This is a genomic window from Qipengyuania sp. YIM B01966 (assembly GCF_016461955.1).
Taxonomy (GTDB): Bacteria; Pseudomonadota; Alphaproteobacteria; order Sphingomonadales; family Sphingomonadaceae; genus QFOP01.
On the sequence record NZ_JADMNM010000009.1, the window covers coordinates 1 to 14,791 of the forward strand.

Here is a 14,791-nt window from a genome sequence, read left to right on the forward strand (position 1 = left end):
CGGGGCGGGCCATACGTTTCCGCCCGCCGCCGAAACGTGGGCGCGAACCGTGGTGCTGTCTATGCTGTAGTGGCCGCTGTCCGCCATGACCTCGGCCAGGCTGACCGATAGCGCCTCCCAGACCCCGGCCTCGCTCCAGCGCCGGAAGCGCCGGTAGATCGTGTTCCAGTTGCCGTATTTGGGCGGCACATCGAGCCACGGCGTCCCGCAACGCACCCGCCAGAGTATGCCGTTGATGATGGAGCGGTTCTCTTCAGGCGGTCGCGCCCGGCCGCGGTTTGCCACGTCAATTGACAGCAACCCTCTCAAAATACACCATTCCGCTTCGCTCAGATCGCCCCGGCTCAACCCCGACTAGTCGATTCCAGCGGATTGTCGGCAGCTAATTTGGCAAGTTTGTCCGGAATGTTCGCGCGAGCATACTGTTCTGCCCGAAAGCCATCCCACCGTCGTGTCCGGTAGATCGCCCCATCGGTCGAACAGATAGGGTGCGGTGGCCTGTGGGATCACATTCTTTCAGCAGGCCAGCAAGGATTGCAGCGCTGCCCCCGCGGTGCACGCCGATTTCCACACAATCACCAGCAATCCCATTGAGCATGGTTTGCTCGGCCAAACGATACAGGCTTACGCGATTCGAGCCGAAACCAGCGTGTACGGATTGCTGATTTCGATCAGCCTCGCCAGCGTGGGTTGCATTTGGCTGAGCAGTTTTAGAAAACCCATCCTCCGAGGAAGAATTGGATGAAGTGCGTAGCGCAAATTTGGTGTCAGCATGATCGTCTTGTAAACTGAATTTGCGGGCTTCCTTATCGGTAAATAATGATGAGTCCATTCAATCCAGCCCGATATCGGGCGCGTCTTCCTGTTTCATGCCGACTGTGTGATAACCGCCATCGACGTGATGCACCTCGCCCGTTACCCCGCTGGCGAGGTCGGATAGCAGGTACAGCCCGGCCCCGCCGACATCGTCGATGGTCACGTTGCGGCGCAGCGGGGCGTTCAGCTCGTTCCAGCGCAGGATGTAGCGGAAATCGCCGATGCCGCTGGCCGCCAGCGTCTTGATCGGGCCGGCGCTGATCGCGTTGACGCGGATGTTGCGCGGGCCGAGGTCGTTGGCGAGATAGCGTACGCTGGCTTCCAGCGCGGCCTTGGCGACGCCCATCACGTTATAATGCGGGATGACCTTTTCCGCCCCGTAATAGGTCAGCGTGAGGATGCTGCCGCCGCTTTCGGGCATCAGCGCGGCGGCGCGCTTGGTCACCGCGACCAGGCTGTAGGCCGAAATGTTCATGGTCATCAGGAAATTGTCGAGGCTGGTATCGATATAGCCGCCGCGCAGCTCGGTCTTGTCGGAAAAGCCGATCGCGTGGACCACGAAGTCGAGCGTACCCCAGCGTTCCTCGATCAACGCGAAAGCGCGGTCGAGCGCGTCCATATCGGCAACGTCGGCCTCGAACACGAAGTCCGAGCCAAGCTCGGCAGCGAGCGGTTCGACCCGCTTCTTTAGGGGTTCGCCGAGGTAGGAGAACGCCAGCTCCGCGCCATGTTCGCGCAGTTGGCGGGCAATCCCCCAGGCCAGCGACTTGTCGTTCGCCAGCCCCATGATGAGGCCGCGCTTGCCTGCCATCAGACCGTTCATTGCCCTGTCTCCAACTCTGTGTCCGTCTGTTGTTGCCGGTGCGCGGCGGCTCGCGCAAGATCATCGGCCTGGCCGACCACATTCTGTTCCTCGGGGGTTTCGGCCAGAGCCGCGTTCAGTTCGGCCCCGACGACGACGCCAAGGCCAACGAGGTAAAAGAAGAACAGCACCACCATGATCCCCGACAGCGCTCCGTAGGTGAGGTCATAGGAAAAGAAGCTGCGCAGCGCCGGCGGCAGCGCCAGCGTCACGGCGATCCACCAGACGGTGACCGTCAGCGCGCCCGGCCATTTGGGATAGCGCCGCTTGCGATAGGCTTTGGGCGTCAGCGTCAGGAACAGGAGGTAGATCGAGCCGAACAGGCCGAATGCGGGCACGATCCGGGTCAGCCGCAAGGTGCCCAGCGCATCGCCCAGTTCGGGCATATAGGCATCAATCACTTCCTGCGCGGCGCCGATCAGCACCTGCGCAAACAGCGAGGCGAACAGCAGGATGACCGCTGCTAGGATGATCCCGAAGGACAGCAGCCGATAGCGCCAGAAGGCCAGCGTTGCGGGCGTGCCATAGGCCCGGCGCAGGATGTCACGGATCGTTTCGACCAGGCTCGACACGGTCCACAGCCCGACCGCGCCGCCGATCCACAGCAGCCAGCCCGACCGCGCGGTGACGACATCGCGCGCGACGGGTTCGATCACGTCGGCCACAACCGGCGGGAGTGCCAGGAGGATGGCATTGATGGTCGCCGCCCGGTCCGCCTCCTCGCCGAAAAGCGAGAAGATCGCCGCGCCGGTGATGAAGAACGGAAAGATCGCCAGGATCGCCATATAGGCAAGGTTTCCGGCGTGGATGAAACCGTCATTATAGGCGCCCAGCAGCACCCGCTTGGCGATCTCGAAGATGCGCGTCCCCGGGCCGACGCGGCTGGCGACGCGGGTCCTGAGCTGCTGCCGGCGGGCCGCGCGGCGGCGCGCCTCGGGGGACAGCGAGGGGACCGGCTCCGCGTCGGGGACTGGCGCGTCAGCGGCAGCATCGGCGGCGGCGCTGTCCGGCAGCGGGGCGGCCGCCCCGGTCATACGCCCAGCGCGCTGCGCGGATTCGAGCTGTCGCGCCACCCTTCCAGCCGCGCGGCAAGCTCGGTGGTGTCAGCCGGCAGCACCAGCGCGACCCGAACCAACTGGTCGCCGCGCCCGCCGCCGGCTTTGGAAAAGCCCTTGCCCTTCAGCCGCAGCACGGTGCCACTGCCGGTGCCCGGCTTGATATTCATCATCACCAGCCCATCGACCGTCGGCACGCGGACCTTGGCGCCGGCCACCGCCTCGTCGAGCGTAACCGGCAGGTCGAGCCGGACATCATCGCCCTCGCGGGTGAAGAAAGCGTGCGGCTGGACCTCGATCGTGACCAGCCCGTCGCCGGTGCCGCCCGGGCCCTGCTGCCCTTTGCCCTTGAGGCGCATCTGCGTGCCGTCAGCCGTGCCGGCGGGAAGTTTCAGATCGATCGTCTTGCCATCGGCCAGCGTGATTCGCTGGTCGGCGCGAGTCGCCGCATCGATGAACGGCACGCGCAGGCGATACTGGATATCGGCGCCGCGCGGTGGTGGGGCGGCGCGCCGGCTGCCCGCACCGCCAAAGCCGGCACCTCCGGCGCGCCCGCCGAACAATCCTTCAAAGATATCGCCGAGATCGACTTCCTCGCCGCCGCCTCCGCCGGCATAGCCGCGGAAATCCTCGGGCCGGAAACCGCCGCCCGGCCCGCCGCGAAAGCCGCCGCCGCCGCCCATACCGGCAAAGGGATTGGCCGGATTGCCCTCGCCGTCGATCTCGCCCCGGTCGTAGCGGGCGCGCTTGTCGGCATCGGACAGCAGATCGTAGGCCTGGGTCGCGGCGGAGAATTTCTCGGCCGCCTTGGGATTGTCGGTATTGCGGTCGGGGTGCAGCTCCTTGGCGAGCTTGCGATAGGCGCTCTTGATCTCCTTGTCGGAGGCGGTGCGCGGCACGCCGAGAATTGCGTAGGGATCAGGCATCGCGTGGTAGCTAGGTAATGCACCGCCGGGGCGCAAGCGGTGATCGCCCGCGCGGGCGAGGGGACTTTCCCCGCCCCGCCGCCGCAGCTAGGGCAATGGCCGAGCCAAGGAAGATAACCGCCATGAGCGACAGCCCCGACAATCGCGACAGCGCCTTGCCCGACAGCGACCCGCTGGGCCTGTTCGCGCGCTGGTTGGCCGAGGCGGAAGGTGCCGAGCCCAATGATCCCAATGCGATGGCACTGGCCACTGCCACGCCAACAGGCGCGCCATCCGTGCGGATGGTGCTGCTGAAGGGGTTCGGGCCGGAAGGCTTCACCTTCTATACCAACGCCGGCAGCCGCAAGGGCGGCGAGATTGCCGCCAATCCGCAGGCGGCGCTGCTGTTTCACTGGAAGAGCCTCAGGCGACAAGTGCGCGTCGAGGGGCCGCTCGCCGAGGTCAGCGCAGCCGAGGCTGACGCCTATTTCCATTCGCGCCCGCGCGTCTCGCAGATCGGCTCGGCGGCGTCCGACCAGTCGCGCCCGCTGGCCGAGCGGGGGGACTATCTCGACCGGATCGCGGCGCTGGCGGCCGAGCATCCGACCGGCGACATCCCGCGCCCGCCGCACTGGACCGGCTTTAACCTCGCCCCGCGCGCGATCGAATTCTGGCTCGACCGGCCGGCGCGGATCCATGACCGCCGGCGGTTCGAGCGCGATGGAGGGGGGTGGACCAGCACCCTGCTCTATCCATGAGCCCGGCGCGCACCCCGGCGGCCGCGGAAGAACGCGCCCGGCTGACCCGCAGCGCGGCCTATGCCTCTGTTGCGATGGCGCTGGTGCTGGTCGGGTTCAAGGCCTGGGCGGTCTGGCGCACCGGCTCGACCGCCATGCTCGGCAGCCTGGCCGATACCGCGCTCGACCTGGTGGCGAGCTTCGCCACGCTGGCGGGGGTATGGATCGCGGCCATGCCGGCGGACGAAGACCACCGCTTCGGCCACGGCAAGGCCGAGGCGCTGGCGGCGTTCGTGCAGGTCATGCTGATCGTGATCTCGGCCGTCGGGATTGCCTTTCGCGCGGTCCAGCAATGGCTCGCCGGCAGCCGGGTGGCCAGCGCGGAGGAAGGCATCGGCGTGTCGCTGCTGGCGATCCTTGCCACACTGGCGCTGCTTGCCTGGCAGCGCCATGTCATCCGCCGCACCGGTTCTGTCGCGATCAGGACCGATAACGTTCATTACCAATCAGACCTGCTGCTCAACCTGGCGGTGATCGCGGCGCTGGTGCTCGACCGCTATCTGGGTGTGACCGGGGCTGACCCGCTGTTCGGCCTCGCGATCGCGCTGTGGCTGCTTTGGGGCGCATGGTCGGCTTCCTCGGAGGCGCTCGACCATCTGATGGACCGCGAATGGCCGGAAGAACGCCGCCAGCAATTCCTCGCCGTGCTGGCCCGCCATCCGGAGCTGCGCGGGGTGCACGATCTGCGCACGCGGACCAGCGGGGCGCATGATTTCGTCCAGTTCCACGCCGCGGTCGATCCGCATCTGACCGTGCTCGAAGCGCACCGGCTGATGGACGAGATCGAAGCCCGGCTGGAGCAGGAATTTCCCGGGGTCGAGGTGTTTATCCATCCCGATCCCGAGGGCCATCTCGACGAGGTCGGCGTCGCCGCGACCGAGCTGCTGCCGGGCCGCGAAGGACTGCCGGGGTGAAGGACTATCCCTACTGGCATATTGATGCTTTCACGTTGGGTGATGCCCCGCTGACCGGCAATCAGGCGGCGGTGATGGTGCTCGACCACTGGCTCAGCGATGATTGGCTGGCGCGGATCGCGGCGGAAAACAACTTTGCCGAAACCGCCTTCCTGGTGCCCGACACCAGCGACGCGGCGGATTGGGAGCTGCGCTGGTTCACGCCGGCCACCGAGGTCCGCCTGTGCGGCCACGCCACGCTGGCGAGCGGCCATGCGATGCTGGCGGCAGGCGATGCGGCCGAAGTCCGCTTCCGCACGCGGCAGGCCGGCGTGCTGAGCGTCAGGCGTTGCGCGGACGGTTACGATCTGGCGCTGCCGGCGATTCCCACGGTGCCGGGCGATTTTGATGACGCGGTGGCGCTGCTCGGCGGCGATATGCTTAGAGTGTATCTCAGCGAGCATCGCTATGCGCTGTTCGTGTTCGCTGACGAGGCCGCTGTGCGCGCGCTTCGCCCCGATCTGCGCGCGCTTGCCGCTTTGGGCGACTGGCAGTTCATCTGCACCGCACCAGGCGGCGCGACGGACGTGGTGAGCCGCGTGTTCGTGCCGGGCGCGGGGGTGGACGAGGACAGTTTCACTGGGTCGGCCCATGCGGTGCTGACGCCTTATTGGGCTGAGCGGCTGGGCCGTGCCCGGTTCAGCGCGCTGCAGGCCAGCCAGCGCGGCGGCGAGGCGCTGTGCCGGCTTGACGGCGACAGGGCCATCCTCACCGGGCGCTGCGCCACTGTGGTCGCAGGAACGTTCCGGCTGCCCGGCTGACGCTCAGCGCGCTGGATAGAGTTCGACGATCTCGGCCAGCGCCGGCATCAGCGCGGCCCGCTGGGCATCGTCAGAATGGCCAAGGCGCACCACGGTCAGCTGTTGGTCGGGCGAGACGATAACATATTGCCCCATATGGCCGACCAGCGAAAACAGGCTGGCGGGGCCCCGTCCGGGGAACAGCACCTGATCATCCCCGCGCGCCTCGCTGCGCCGGTTGAGCCAGGTCTGCGCGCCGTAATCGGCCGCGCGCGGGCTGGGCCGGGTCATGAACTCGACCCATTGGCGGGGCACCAGTTGCGAGCCGCGATACGAGCCCTTGTTGCGGAGGAAATCGCCGAACCGGGCCCAATCGCGCGCAGTGCCGTGGATCAGGCTGCCGCCGATCTGGGTGCCGGCAGCGTCATATTCGGGGACCATCGAATCCATCGCCAGCGGGGCGAAAATCCGCGCCTTGAGGAATTCGTCGACCGCCTGCCGGCGCGCCTCGGCGCCGGCCGCATGGGCCAGCACGCGCGCCGCGATGTCTGACAGAATCACCGTCGTAGCGCTCGAATATTCGAATTTCGCGCCCGGTTCCGCTTCCAGCGGTTGTTCTTCGGCAAAGCGCGCCATGTCGTCGCGCCCGGCGAGGAACAGCATCACCGCCTCGCTCGATTCGTAGGGCGGGTCGCCGCCTTCGGTGTGGCGCAGGCCCGAGCGCATCTGGAGCAATTGGCGCAGCGTGATTTCGCCGCGCGGGTCGCCCGGCCGCTGCCACAGCGGGATTGGCGGGCTCTCGTCCAACCTCAGCCGCCCGTCCGCGACGAGCATCCCGATCATCACTGCGGTAATTGTCTTGGCCATCGACCAGCTGACAAAGCGCGTGTCGGGGCCATAACCGGGTGCATAGCGTTCGGCGACCACCCGCCCGCCATGCATCACCAGCAGCGCGCGCGTTTCGCCCATCGCCGCCGGATCGGCGAACAGATCGTCGATCTTGCGGGCAAGCTGGTCGCGCGGGGCGCCGGCATCCTCCTTGACGGCAGCCAATGCCGCTTGGGTCAACGGTGGCTTCTCAGCCGGCGCCGGGGCGCCGCATCCGGCCAGCGCGACAAGCACTGGCACCAGCAGCGGGGCGGCGATAGAGGGGCGGCGGAAACGCGGCATTGCGGCGCATTCGCACAGGGGAATCGGGCTTGGCAATTGCAAACAGCAGCAGGCGCGCAAGGCAGCGGGCAAGGGCCGGCGGGCGCATGATGCGCTGGGTGATGCTGGCGGTGATCGCCGCGATCGCCGCCGCCGCCTTCGTCTGGCGCACGCCCATGCTCGGCTATAGCGGGGTCGGTGCGGCCTATATGGCGCGCGTCGGCTGCTCGTGCCGCTTCGTCGCCGGGCGCAGCCTCGAGGATTGCGCCAAGGACAAGATGGCGGGGATGGAACTGGTCATGCTGAGCGAGGATGCCGAGGCGAAAAGCGTTACCGCGCGCTTCCCGCTGCTGGCGAGCGAGACGGCGCGGTTGCGCGACGGCTATGGCTGCGTGCTGGAGCCGTGGGACGGCTGAAGCGCCGCCTCGGTATCCTCGATCCAGCCGCCGCCGACCACCCGGTCACCGGCATAAAGCACCGCCGCCTGCCCCGGCGCGACGCCATATTCGGGCGCGGCGAAGCGGATCACCGTCTCGGCCCCGTCGCCCAGCGGCCCTTCCAGCGTAATTGGCACGGGCCGGGCCAGGCTGCGGACCTTGGCAGTGAGCTGCTCGGACATAAGCCGCGGGCCGATGCGGTTCGTGCCGCCAAGGCGCGCGCTGGCGACAGCCAGCATCCGCCGCGGGCCGACCAGCACCGCGCGGCTCGCCGCCTCGATGCCGACAACATAGAGCGGCTCGCTCTGCCCGCCAATTTCCAGGCCGCGTCGCTGGCCGACGGTGAAATGGACGATCCCGTGATGTCGGCCCAGTTCGGCGCGCGTTTCGGCGTGGATGATCGGGCCGTCCTCCCCGCCCGCCGGGCGGAGCTGTTTGACGATCCGTGCATAATCGCCGTCGGGCACGAAGCAGATATCCTGGCTGTCCGGCTTGGCGGCGTTGCGCAGGCCCGCGGCCTCGGCCAGCTCACGCACCGCGCTCTTTGGCAAGCTGCCCAGCGGGAACCGCAGGAAATCGAGCTGCGGTTCGGTCGTCGCAAACAGGAAATAGGACTGGTCGCGCGCGTGGTCGGCCGCCCGGTGCAGCTCCGGCCCGTCCGCGCCCATGACGCGGCGGACATAATGGCCGGTGGCGAGGCAATCGGCACCCAGTTCGCGGGCCATGCGCAGGAGATCGGTGAATTTGGGCCCCATATTGCAGCGGATGCACGGCACCGGGGTCCGCCCGGCGAGATAATCGTCGGCAAAGCGTTCGACCACCTCCTCGCGAAAGGCGCTTTCATGGTCGAACACGTAATGGCCGATGCCCAGCCGGTCCGCCACGGCGCGCGCGTCGCGGATATCGTCGCCTGCGCAGCACGCGCCCTTGCGGCCCGTCGCAGCGCCGTAATCGTACAGCTGGAGCGTGATGCCCAGCACCTCGGCACCGGTGGCGGCAGCCAGCGCGGCGACCACCGAGGAATCGACCCCGCCCGACATCGCCACCACGATCCGGCACTGGTCAGCCGGACGGGGCAGGTCGAACAGCCGGGCGGCGGCGGCCGGATCGCGCAGGGGGCCGGGCGCGGTTATGGGCATAAGGGCGCTCATCAGCCGCGCCCATACCGCACTGGCACTCCCGGCAACAGGGTTTCCGATATGAAGGGCATTTACCTGATCTTGACCAACCGGTGCCATCAGGGTGTCGATGACTTTGCCGAATGTCTTTCCCGTTGCCCACGCCGGTCTCGAGTCCGATGCCGTATTCGCGCTCGACTGGGCGGGATCGGTTGCGCGTATCGCGGCCCGGCGCAACCAACCTGGCTATCGCGCCAAACGCCGCATTAACCATGGCACTTCAGGACATCGCAAGGGAGCGTCGGCGATACCGACCGTTCTAGCGGACGTTTACCAGGGATCGCAGTGATGGAACATCAGGATATCAGGCAAGCGCAGGTCATCGGGCCGCTCGGCGAACCGCTGACGATCGCTGATTTGCCCCCGCCTAACACCCGCCGCTGGGTCGTGCGCCGCAAGGCCGAGGTTGTCGCCGCGGTTAATGGCGGTTTGCTGACGCTCGACGAGGTGCTCGAGAGATATAACCTCACCCTTGAGGAATTCGCATCGTGGCAGCGGGCCGTCGATCGCTCGGGTATGCAGGGTCTGCGCGTCACCCGAATTCAGCATTACCGCGACCTTTACGAACGCCAGCTGAAATATTGAGACTTATCCACCGGGGCCCACGAGGCGTTTGGCGGTTCCACCTCTTTGCCTTACCATCTGTTCGCCTTGCCGCGCTTTTGCGGGAACCACAGGGCCCAGACCGCCGTTAAGGTGGCAATACCGTATGGTATTTCAAACAGGAGGAATGCAAATGCTGGGCTGGATTATCGCAATTATCGTGGGTGGTGTCGCCGGCTGGCTGGCGAGCCTGGTCATGAACCGTGACGCCTCGATGGGCATCATGTGGAACATCATCATCGGTATCGTCGGCGCGCTGATCGGTAACGCGCTGCTGGCGCCGCTGCTCGGCTTCGGTGGTAGCATCCAGGAATTCGACCTCGGCTCGTTCCTGATCGCCGTGCTGGGTGCCATCATCCTGCTCGCTATCGCCAATCTGGTGCAGCGCGGCCGCGTCCGGTAATATCGGCGCCCGCTGTAACAGCAGCAAAGTGAAGGGGCGGAGGCGCAGGCTTCCGCCCCTTTTGCTTGTCCGCGTTCGGTCGTCCCGACAAGGTCGCCGGTCGAGTGACTGATTGCCGGCAGCCCGCGCACCCGCTATCGCCCGGCGTCCAAGGTTGCGAGCAGTGACCTAGACGAATATAACACCCGCCGGGGCGCGGGACTGAGGCGGTCAATGGATTACGACAGGACGGCGGGGATCGCGCCGCAACAGGGTGAGATGCACGGCTTTTCGACCGTCGAGCCTTCCTTGGAAGGGGTCGGCGCGCCGCCCGCGGACAAGCGCCGCCGCTATCTCATTCTGGCGGTACTGTTCGCGCTCGGCGCGGCGCTGGCGGCCTGGTATTTCATGCGCGACGGCTCCCCGGCCGAGGACGACAAGTCCGCCGAGCAGGTGCCGGTGGTCACGGTCATCGCCCCCGGCCGCGCCACCATCGAAGGCACGATCAGCGCCACCGGCACGCTCGCCGCGCGGCGCGAGCTGCCTGTCGGGGCCGTCGGCGAAGGCGGCCGGGTCGTCTCGGTGACTGTCGATCAGGGCGACTGGGTGCGCCAGGGCCAGGTGCTGGTGGCGATCGACCGCGAGGTCCAGAACCAGCAGGCTGCGAGCGCCAGCGCGCAAATTCAGGTGGCGCAGGCCGACGCCAATCTCGCCCAGTCCAATCTCAACCGTGCGCTGCAACTGGTCGATCGTGGGTTTATCTCCAAGGCCGATGTCGACCGGCTGACCGCCACCCGCGATGCCGCCGCCGCGCGCGTGCGCGTGGCGCAGGCGCAGGCGCGCGAATTGCGCGAACGGACCGCGCGGCTCAACGTCTATGCCCCGGCATCGGGGCTGGTGCTGGCGCGCAATGTCGAGCCGGGCCAGGTGGTCAGCGGGGGCTCCGGCCCGCTGTTCACCATCGCGCAGGGCGGCGAAATGGAATTGCTGGCCCGGGTCGGCGAGGATTCGTTGCGCAATCTCGCGCCCGGCACGTCCGCCACGGTCACGCCGGTCGGCACCGATCAGGAATTCACCGGCCAGGTCTGGCAGATCGCGCCAACCATCGACGAGGCCACGCGGCAGGGCACCGCGCGCATTGCGCTCGCCTATGCAGCCGGCTTGCGGCCAGGCGGGTTTGCTACCGCGACCATCAACAGCGGCACAGTCGTCGCCCCGATGCTGCCCGAAAGCGCGATCCAGACCGACGATAATGGCAGCTTCGTCTGGATCGTGGGGCAGGACAACCGGGTCAAGCGGCAGGCGGTCAAGACCGGGCTTGTCACCAATGACGGGATCGCCATCATCGAAGGTCTCGCCGGCACCGAACGGGTCGTGCTGCGCGCGGGCGGCTTTCTCAGCGAAGGCGACAGGGTCTCGCCGCGCCTGCAGCGGCGCAACTGAGCGCGGACGGCGAGCGACATGAACCTGCGTAACATTTCGGCCTGGTCGATCCGCAACCCGATCATTCCGATCATCTTCTTCATCGGGTTGATGATGGCCGGCATCCTGGCCTTCAACCGGATGGATGTGAACAACAATCCGGATATCGATTTTCCCGCAGTCAACGTGACCATCGCCCAGCCGGGCGCCGCGCCGACCGAAATCGTCACCCAGATCACCGAACAGGTCGAAGGCGCGATTCGTTCGGTGCGCGGGGTCGATGAAATCCAGTCCACCGCCAGCGAAGGCGCGAGCAACACCTTCGTCCAGTTCGAAATCGGCACCGATCCCGACGAGGCGGTGAACGAGGTCAAGAACGCGGTCGATCAGATCCGCTCCGACCTGCCCGACGGTATCATCGAACCGCGCGTGACCAAGGTCGATATCGGGGGCGCCGGCCCGATCGCCTATTACGCGGTGCGCGCTGACGACATGACGATCGAGCAGCTCAGCTGGTTCGTTGATGACACCGTGTCCAAGCGGCTGCTCGGCATTACCGGCATGGCCGCAGTCAGCCGGGCAGGCGGGGTGGACCGCGAAATCCGCGTGGTGCTCGATCCCGCGCGGATGCAATCGCTCGGCGTCACCGCGATGCAGGTCAATGCTGCGCTGCGCCAGGTGAATGTCGATGCCGCCGGCGGCAAGGCGGAGATTGCCGGGTCGCGCCAGTCGGTGCGCGTTCTGGGCAATGCCGATACGGCGACCGAGCTCGCCGATGCCCGCGTCAATCTGGGCGGCGGGCGGACTATCCGGCTGGGCGATGTCGCCCGGGTCAGCGATGGCAGTTCGGAACAGACCTCGATCGCCAAGCTGCGCGGGCGGCAGGTCGTCACCTTCAGCATCGAACGGGCCAAGGGCGCGTCGGACGTGACCGTCTATGATGCGGCGGTCGAGGAACTGGCCAAGATCAAGGCGGAAAACCCCGGCGTCGAGTTCATCCAGCTGTTCACTTCTGTCGATTATACCAAGAGCCAGTACGAGAGCTCGATGGCGGCGATGATCGAGGGGGCGATCCTCGCCATCGTGGTGGTGTTCTTCTTCCTGCGCGACTGGCGGGCGACATTCATCTCGGCAATCGCGATCCCGCTTTCTGCCATTCCGACCTTCTATTTCATGGACCTGATGGGGTTCACGCTGAACTTCATCTCGCTGCTCGCGCTCAGCCTGGTGGCGGGCGTGCTGGTCGATGACGCGATCGTCGAGATCGAGAACATCGTGCGCCATATGCGCATGGGCAAGAGCGCCTATCAGGCATCGATCGACGCGGCGGACGAGATCGGCCTCGCAGTGGTGGCAACCTCAATGTCGATTGTCGCGGTGTTCCTGCCGGTCGGGTTAATGCCGGGCATCTCCGGGCAGTTCTTCAAGAATTTCGGCCTCACCATCGTTGTCGCGGTGCTGATCAGTCTGGCGGTCGCGCGAATGATCACGCCGATGCTGTCGGCCTATTTCCTGAAAGCGCACGGGCAGGCCTCGCATGGCGAGGGGCGGATGATGGACCTCTACATGGCGGTCCTGCGCTGGACGCTCGATGACAGCAAGGCGGCGCAAATGAAAGCCGCGCTGACCCCGGCGCGGTTCCACTGGACCTTCGGGATCGCCTATTTCCTCGTGATCGTGGCAACTTTGGGTGCCGGAATTTTCGCCTTTGTCACGGTGTTCGGCAAGCTGTCGGCAATGGAAAGCCCAATCATCGCCACCGTTATCGGGGCGATCCTGGCGGCGGTTGCAGCCGGCGCGGTGGTGGCTTTCGGGCTCGGCTTCGTCATGCGCGCGATTCCCGGGCGATTCGGCCAATGGTATCGCTGGATGGCGGGGCGCACCTGGGCACGGATGTTCGATCACCGGATGTGGATGTTCGCGACCGGGGTGTTCGCGCTGATCTACAGCTTCGCGCTCCTCACCGGCCTGCCGCAGCAATTCCAGCCCCAGATCAACGACACGTCGAGCCGGATCAGCATCGAAATGGTGCCCGGCACCACCATTCAGCAGACCGCGGCGGTGGCCGATCAGGCGACCGCGCTGCTGGAACGGCAGCCCAATGTCGAACGGGTGATGCAACGCGTCAGCGAGGGCAATGCCCGGCTGTTCATCACGCTCAAGGAAGGGCTCGACGAAAAGAGCTTCGAATTCGAGCGGCGGATGACCCCGCAATTGCAGCAGATCCCCGATGCGCGGATCAGCTTCATGTCGCAATCGGGAGGCTTTGGCACCGGGCGCGATATTTCGATCATGCTGTCGGGCTCTGACCCGGAGCTCCTCCACCGTACGGCGCAGACGCTGGTCGAACAGATGCGCGGCGTGAAGGGCGCGGTCGCCCCGCGCATCGCCGCCGACATGCAGCGTCCCGAGCTGATCATCGTCCCGCGGATGGATCTCGCCGCGCAGCTCGGGGTCACCACCTCGGCGCTCAGCCAGACGATCCGCATCGCGACGATGGGGGAGATTGACCAGAACGCGGCCAAGTTCTCGCTCAGCGACCGGCAGGTGCCGATCCGGGTGATCCTGCCCGAACAGTCGCGCCGCGATATCGAGACGATCCGCAAACTGCCGGTACCGACCGCGAGCGGCGGCTCGGTCCCACTCGACCGGGTGGCCGATATCCGCTTCGGCGCCGGGCCGACGCAGATCCAGCGGTTCAACCAGCAGCGGCGTATTTTCGTCGGCGCGGACCTTGCCCCCGGCGCGGTCAAGGGGCCGGTCAACGAAGCGATCCAGAAGCTGCCGATCATGCAGAACCTGCCCCAGGGCGTGTCGAACGCGCCGGTGGGCGAGGATGAGTGGCAGGCCGAGCTGATCCAGAACTTCATCGTCGCGGTGATTACCGGCATCCTCCTGGTGTTTGCGGTGCTGGTGCTGCTCTATCGCCGGTTCGTGTCGCCGCTGGTCAACATGACCTCGCTGTTGCTGGCGCCCTTGGGCGGGCTGCTGGCGCTCGGGCTGATCGGGCAGCCGATCTCGATGCCGGTCTATATCGGCCTGCTCATGCTGCTCGGCATTGTTGCCAAGAATTCGATCCTGCTGATCGATTTCGCGATCGAGGAAATCGCCTCGGGCGTGCCCAAGAAGGCGGCGATCATCGATGCCGGGCACAAGCGTGCGCAGCCGATCCTGATGACAACTGTGGCGATGACCGCCGGGATGGTGCCGACCGCGCTTTCGATTTCGGGCGACGGGGCGTGGCGCGCGCCGATGGGGACGGTGGTGATCGGGGGGCTGCTGCTATCGACGCTGCTGACCTTGCTGATCGTGCCGGCCGGCTTCAGCATCGCCGATGGTTTTGAAAAGCGGCTCGGGCCGTGGCTGCGCCGCAAGCTGCTGACCTATCAGCCGGGCGATGATCTGGAGGGTCCGCCCGTGCGGCCCGCACCCCACGCGCCGGCGCCGGTCCCGGCCGAGTGACGCCGCGTCCGGCCGCGCTGCCCGGCGCGC

General features: G+C 66.6%; 15 protein-coding genes. 8 read left to right on the top strand and 7 right to left on the bottom strand.

Features of this window, described 5'->3' with window-relative positions; all coding sequences use genetic code 11:
* The 5 genes from ILT46_RS10085 to ILT46_RS10105 all read right to left on the bottom strand — a co-directional run.
* Positions 1 to 348 (bottom strand): transposase (locus ILT46_RS10085; protein ID WP_199504520.1); only part of this gene is annotated, 348 nt, incomplete at its 3' end.
* 34 nt (positions 349 to 382) lie between these two features.
* Complete coding sequence (locus tag ILT46_RS10090; RefSeq protein WP_199504521.1) at positions 383 to 832, bottom strand: TylF/MycF/NovP-related O-methyltransferase; 450 nt, start codon at positions 830 to 832, stop codon at positions 383 to 385.
* Positions 833 to 1,639 carry an enoyl-ACP reductase FabI gene (gene fabI / locus ILT46_RS10095; protein ID WP_199504522.1) on the bottom strand — a complete coding sequence of 269 codons (807 nt, stop codon included), beginning with the start codon at positions 1,637 to 1,639 and terminating at the stop codon, positions 833 to 835.
* Positions 1,636 to 2,712: a YihY/virulence factor BrkB family protein gene (locus tag ILT46_RS10100; protein ID WP_199504523.1), complete on the bottom strand. Its 1,077-nt coding sequence runs from the start codon at positions 2,710 to 2,712 to the stop codon at positions 1,636 to 1,638. Before ILT46_RS10100 ends, fabI begins: the two co-directional genes overlap by 4 nt.
* On the bottom strand, positions 2,709 to 3,659 hold the full coding sequence (locus ILT46_RS10105) for a DnaJ C-terminal domain-containing protein (RefSeq protein ID WP_199504524.1): 951 nt from the start codon (positions 3,657 to 3,659) through the stop codon (positions 2,709 to 2,711). Before ILT46_RS10105 ends, ILT46_RS10100 begins: the two co-directional genes overlap by 4 nt.
* A 122-nt stretch (positions 3,660 to 3,781) precedes the next feature.
* On the opposite strand from ILT46_RS10105, the gene pdxH reads away from it, so the two are divergent.
* The 3 genes from pdxH to ILT46_RS10120 are packed head-to-tail and all read left to right on the top strand — an operon-like array spanning position 3,782 to position 6,149.
* Positions 3,782 to 4,396, top strand: coding sequence for a pyridoxamine 5'-phosphate oxidase (gene pdxH, locus ILT46_RS10110; RefSeq protein ID WP_199504525.1), 615 nt, complete (start codon positions 3,782 to 3,784; stop codon positions 4,394 to 4,396).
* Positions 4,393 to 5,349 carry a cation diffusion facilitator family transporter gene (locus ILT46_RS10115; RefSeq protein ID WP_199504526.1) on the top strand — a complete coding sequence of 319 codons (957 nt, stop codon included), beginning with the start codon at positions 4,393 to 4,395 and terminating at the stop codon, positions 5,347 to 5,349. Before pdxH ends, ILT46_RS10115 begins: the two co-directional genes overlap by 4 nt.
* Entirely contained in the window at positions 5,346 to 6,149 is an 804-nt protein-coding gene (locus tag ILT46_RS10120; RefSeq protein WP_199504527.1) for a PhzF family phenazine biosynthesis protein, read from the top strand. Before ILT46_RS10115 ends, ILT46_RS10120 begins: the two co-directional genes overlap by 4 nt.
* A 3-nt stretch (positions 6,150 to 6,152) precedes the next feature.
* Here the strand turns inward: ILT46_RS10120 and ILT46_RS10125 are convergent, their stop codons facing one another.
* Complete coding sequence (locus ILT46_RS10125) at positions 6,153 to 7,298, bottom strand: serine hydrolase domain-containing protein (RefSeq protein ID WP_199504528.1); 1,146 nt, start codon at positions 7,296 to 7,298, stop codon at positions 6,153 to 6,155.
* A gap of 86 nt (positions 7,299 to 7,384) precedes the next feature.
* Here ILT46_RS10125 and ILT46_RS10130 point away from each other — a divergent pair, with 86 nt between their 5' ends.
* On the top strand, positions 7,385 to 7,693 hold the full coding sequence (locus ILT46_RS10130) for a hypothetical protein (protein ID WP_199504529.1): 309 nt from the start codon (positions 7,385 to 7,387) through the stop codon (positions 7,691 to 7,693).
* Here ILT46_RS10130 and mnmA read toward each other — a convergent pair.
* Positions 7,660 to 8,853 carry a tRNA 2-thiouridine(34) synthase MnmA gene (gene mnmA / locus ILT46_RS10135; protein ID WP_370592416.1) on the bottom strand — a complete coding sequence of 398 codons (1,194 nt, stop codon included), beginning with the start codon at positions 8,851 to 8,853 and terminating at the stop codon, positions 7,660 to 7,662. The genes ILT46_RS10130 and mnmA overlap by 34 nt on opposite strands.
* A 324-nt stretch (positions 8,854 to 9,177) precedes the next feature.
* Here mnmA and sciP point away from each other — a divergent pair, with 324 nt between their 5' ends.
* The 4 genes from sciP (at position 9,178) to ILT46_RS10155 (ending at position 14,761) form a co-directional block, all read left to right on the top strand.
* Positions 9,178 to 9,477: a CtrA inhibitor SciP gene (gene sciP, locus ILT46_RS10140; protein WP_199504531.1), complete on the top strand. Its 300-nt coding sequence runs from the start codon at positions 9,178 to 9,180 to the stop codon at positions 9,475 to 9,477.
* A 154-nt stretch (positions 9,478 to 9,631) separates the two neighbouring features.
* Positions 9,632 to 9,898 carry a GlsB/YeaQ/YmgE family stress response membrane protein gene (locus tag ILT46_RS10145; RefSeq protein WP_199504586.1) on the top strand — a complete coding sequence of 89 codons (267 nt, stop codon included), beginning with the start codon at positions 9,632 to 9,634 and terminating at the stop codon, positions 9,896 to 9,898.
* 213 nt (positions 9,899 to 10,111) lie between these two features.
* Entirely contained in the window at positions 10,112 to 11,320 is a 1,209-nt protein-coding gene (locus ILT46_RS10150; RefSeq protein ID WP_233397182.1) for an efflux RND transporter periplasmic adaptor subunit, read from the top strand.
* Positions 11,321 to 11,338: 18 nt separating this feature from the next.
* Positions 11,339 to 14,761, top strand: coding sequence for an efflux RND transporter permease subunit (locus tag ILT46_RS10155; RefSeq protein WP_199504532.1), 3,423 nt, complete (start codon positions 11,339 to 11,341; stop codon positions 14,759 to 14,761).
* Positions 14,762 to 14,791: the final 30 nt, after the last annotated feature.

Bases quoted from the DNA above. Each gene is read 5' to 3' on its own strand.
- ILT46_RS10090 (WP_199504521.1), bottom strand. From the start codon at position 832: ATGGACTCATCATTATTTACCGATAAGGAAGCCCGCAAATTCAGTTTA.
- fabI (WP_199504522.1), bottom strand. From the start codon at position 1,639: ATGAACGGTCTGATGGCAGGCAAGCGCGGCCTCATCATGGGGCTGGCG.
- ILT46_RS10100 (WP_199504523.1), bottom strand. From the start codon at position 2,712: ATGACCGGGGCGGCCGCCCCGCTGCCGGACAGCGCCGCCGCCGATGCT.
- ILT46_RS10105 (WP_199504524.1), bottom strand. From the start codon at position 3,659: ATGCCTGATCCCTACGCAATTCTCGGCGTGCCGCGCACCGCCTCCGAC.
- pdxH (WP_199504525.1), top strand. From the start codon at position 3,782: ATGAGCGACAGCCCCGACAATCGCGACAGCGCCTTGCCCGACAGCGAC.
- ILT46_RS10115 (WP_199504526.1), top strand. From the start codon at position 4,393: ATGAGCCCGGCGCGCACCCCGGCGGCCGCGGAAGAACGCGCCCGGCTG.
- ILT46_RS10125 (WP_199504528.1), bottom strand. From the start codon at position 7,298: ATGCCGCGTTTCCGCCGCCCCTCTATCGCCGCCCCGCTGCTGGTGCCA.
- ILT46_RS10130 (WP_199504529.1), top strand. From the start codon at position 7,385: ATGATGCGCTGGGTGATGCTGGCGGTGATCGCCGCGATCGCCGCCGCC.
- mnmA (WP_370592416.1), bottom strand. From the start codon at position 8,853: ATGCCCATAACCGCGCCCGGCCCCCTGCGCGATCCGGCCGCCGCCGCC.
- ILT46_RS10150 (WP_233397182.1), top strand. From the start codon at position 10,112: ATGGATTACGACAGGACGGCGGGGATCGCGCCGCAACAGGGTGAGATG.
- ILT46_RS10155 (WP_199504532.1), top strand. From the start codon at position 11,339: ATGAACCTGCGTAACATTTCGGCCTGGTCGATCCGCAACCCGATCATT.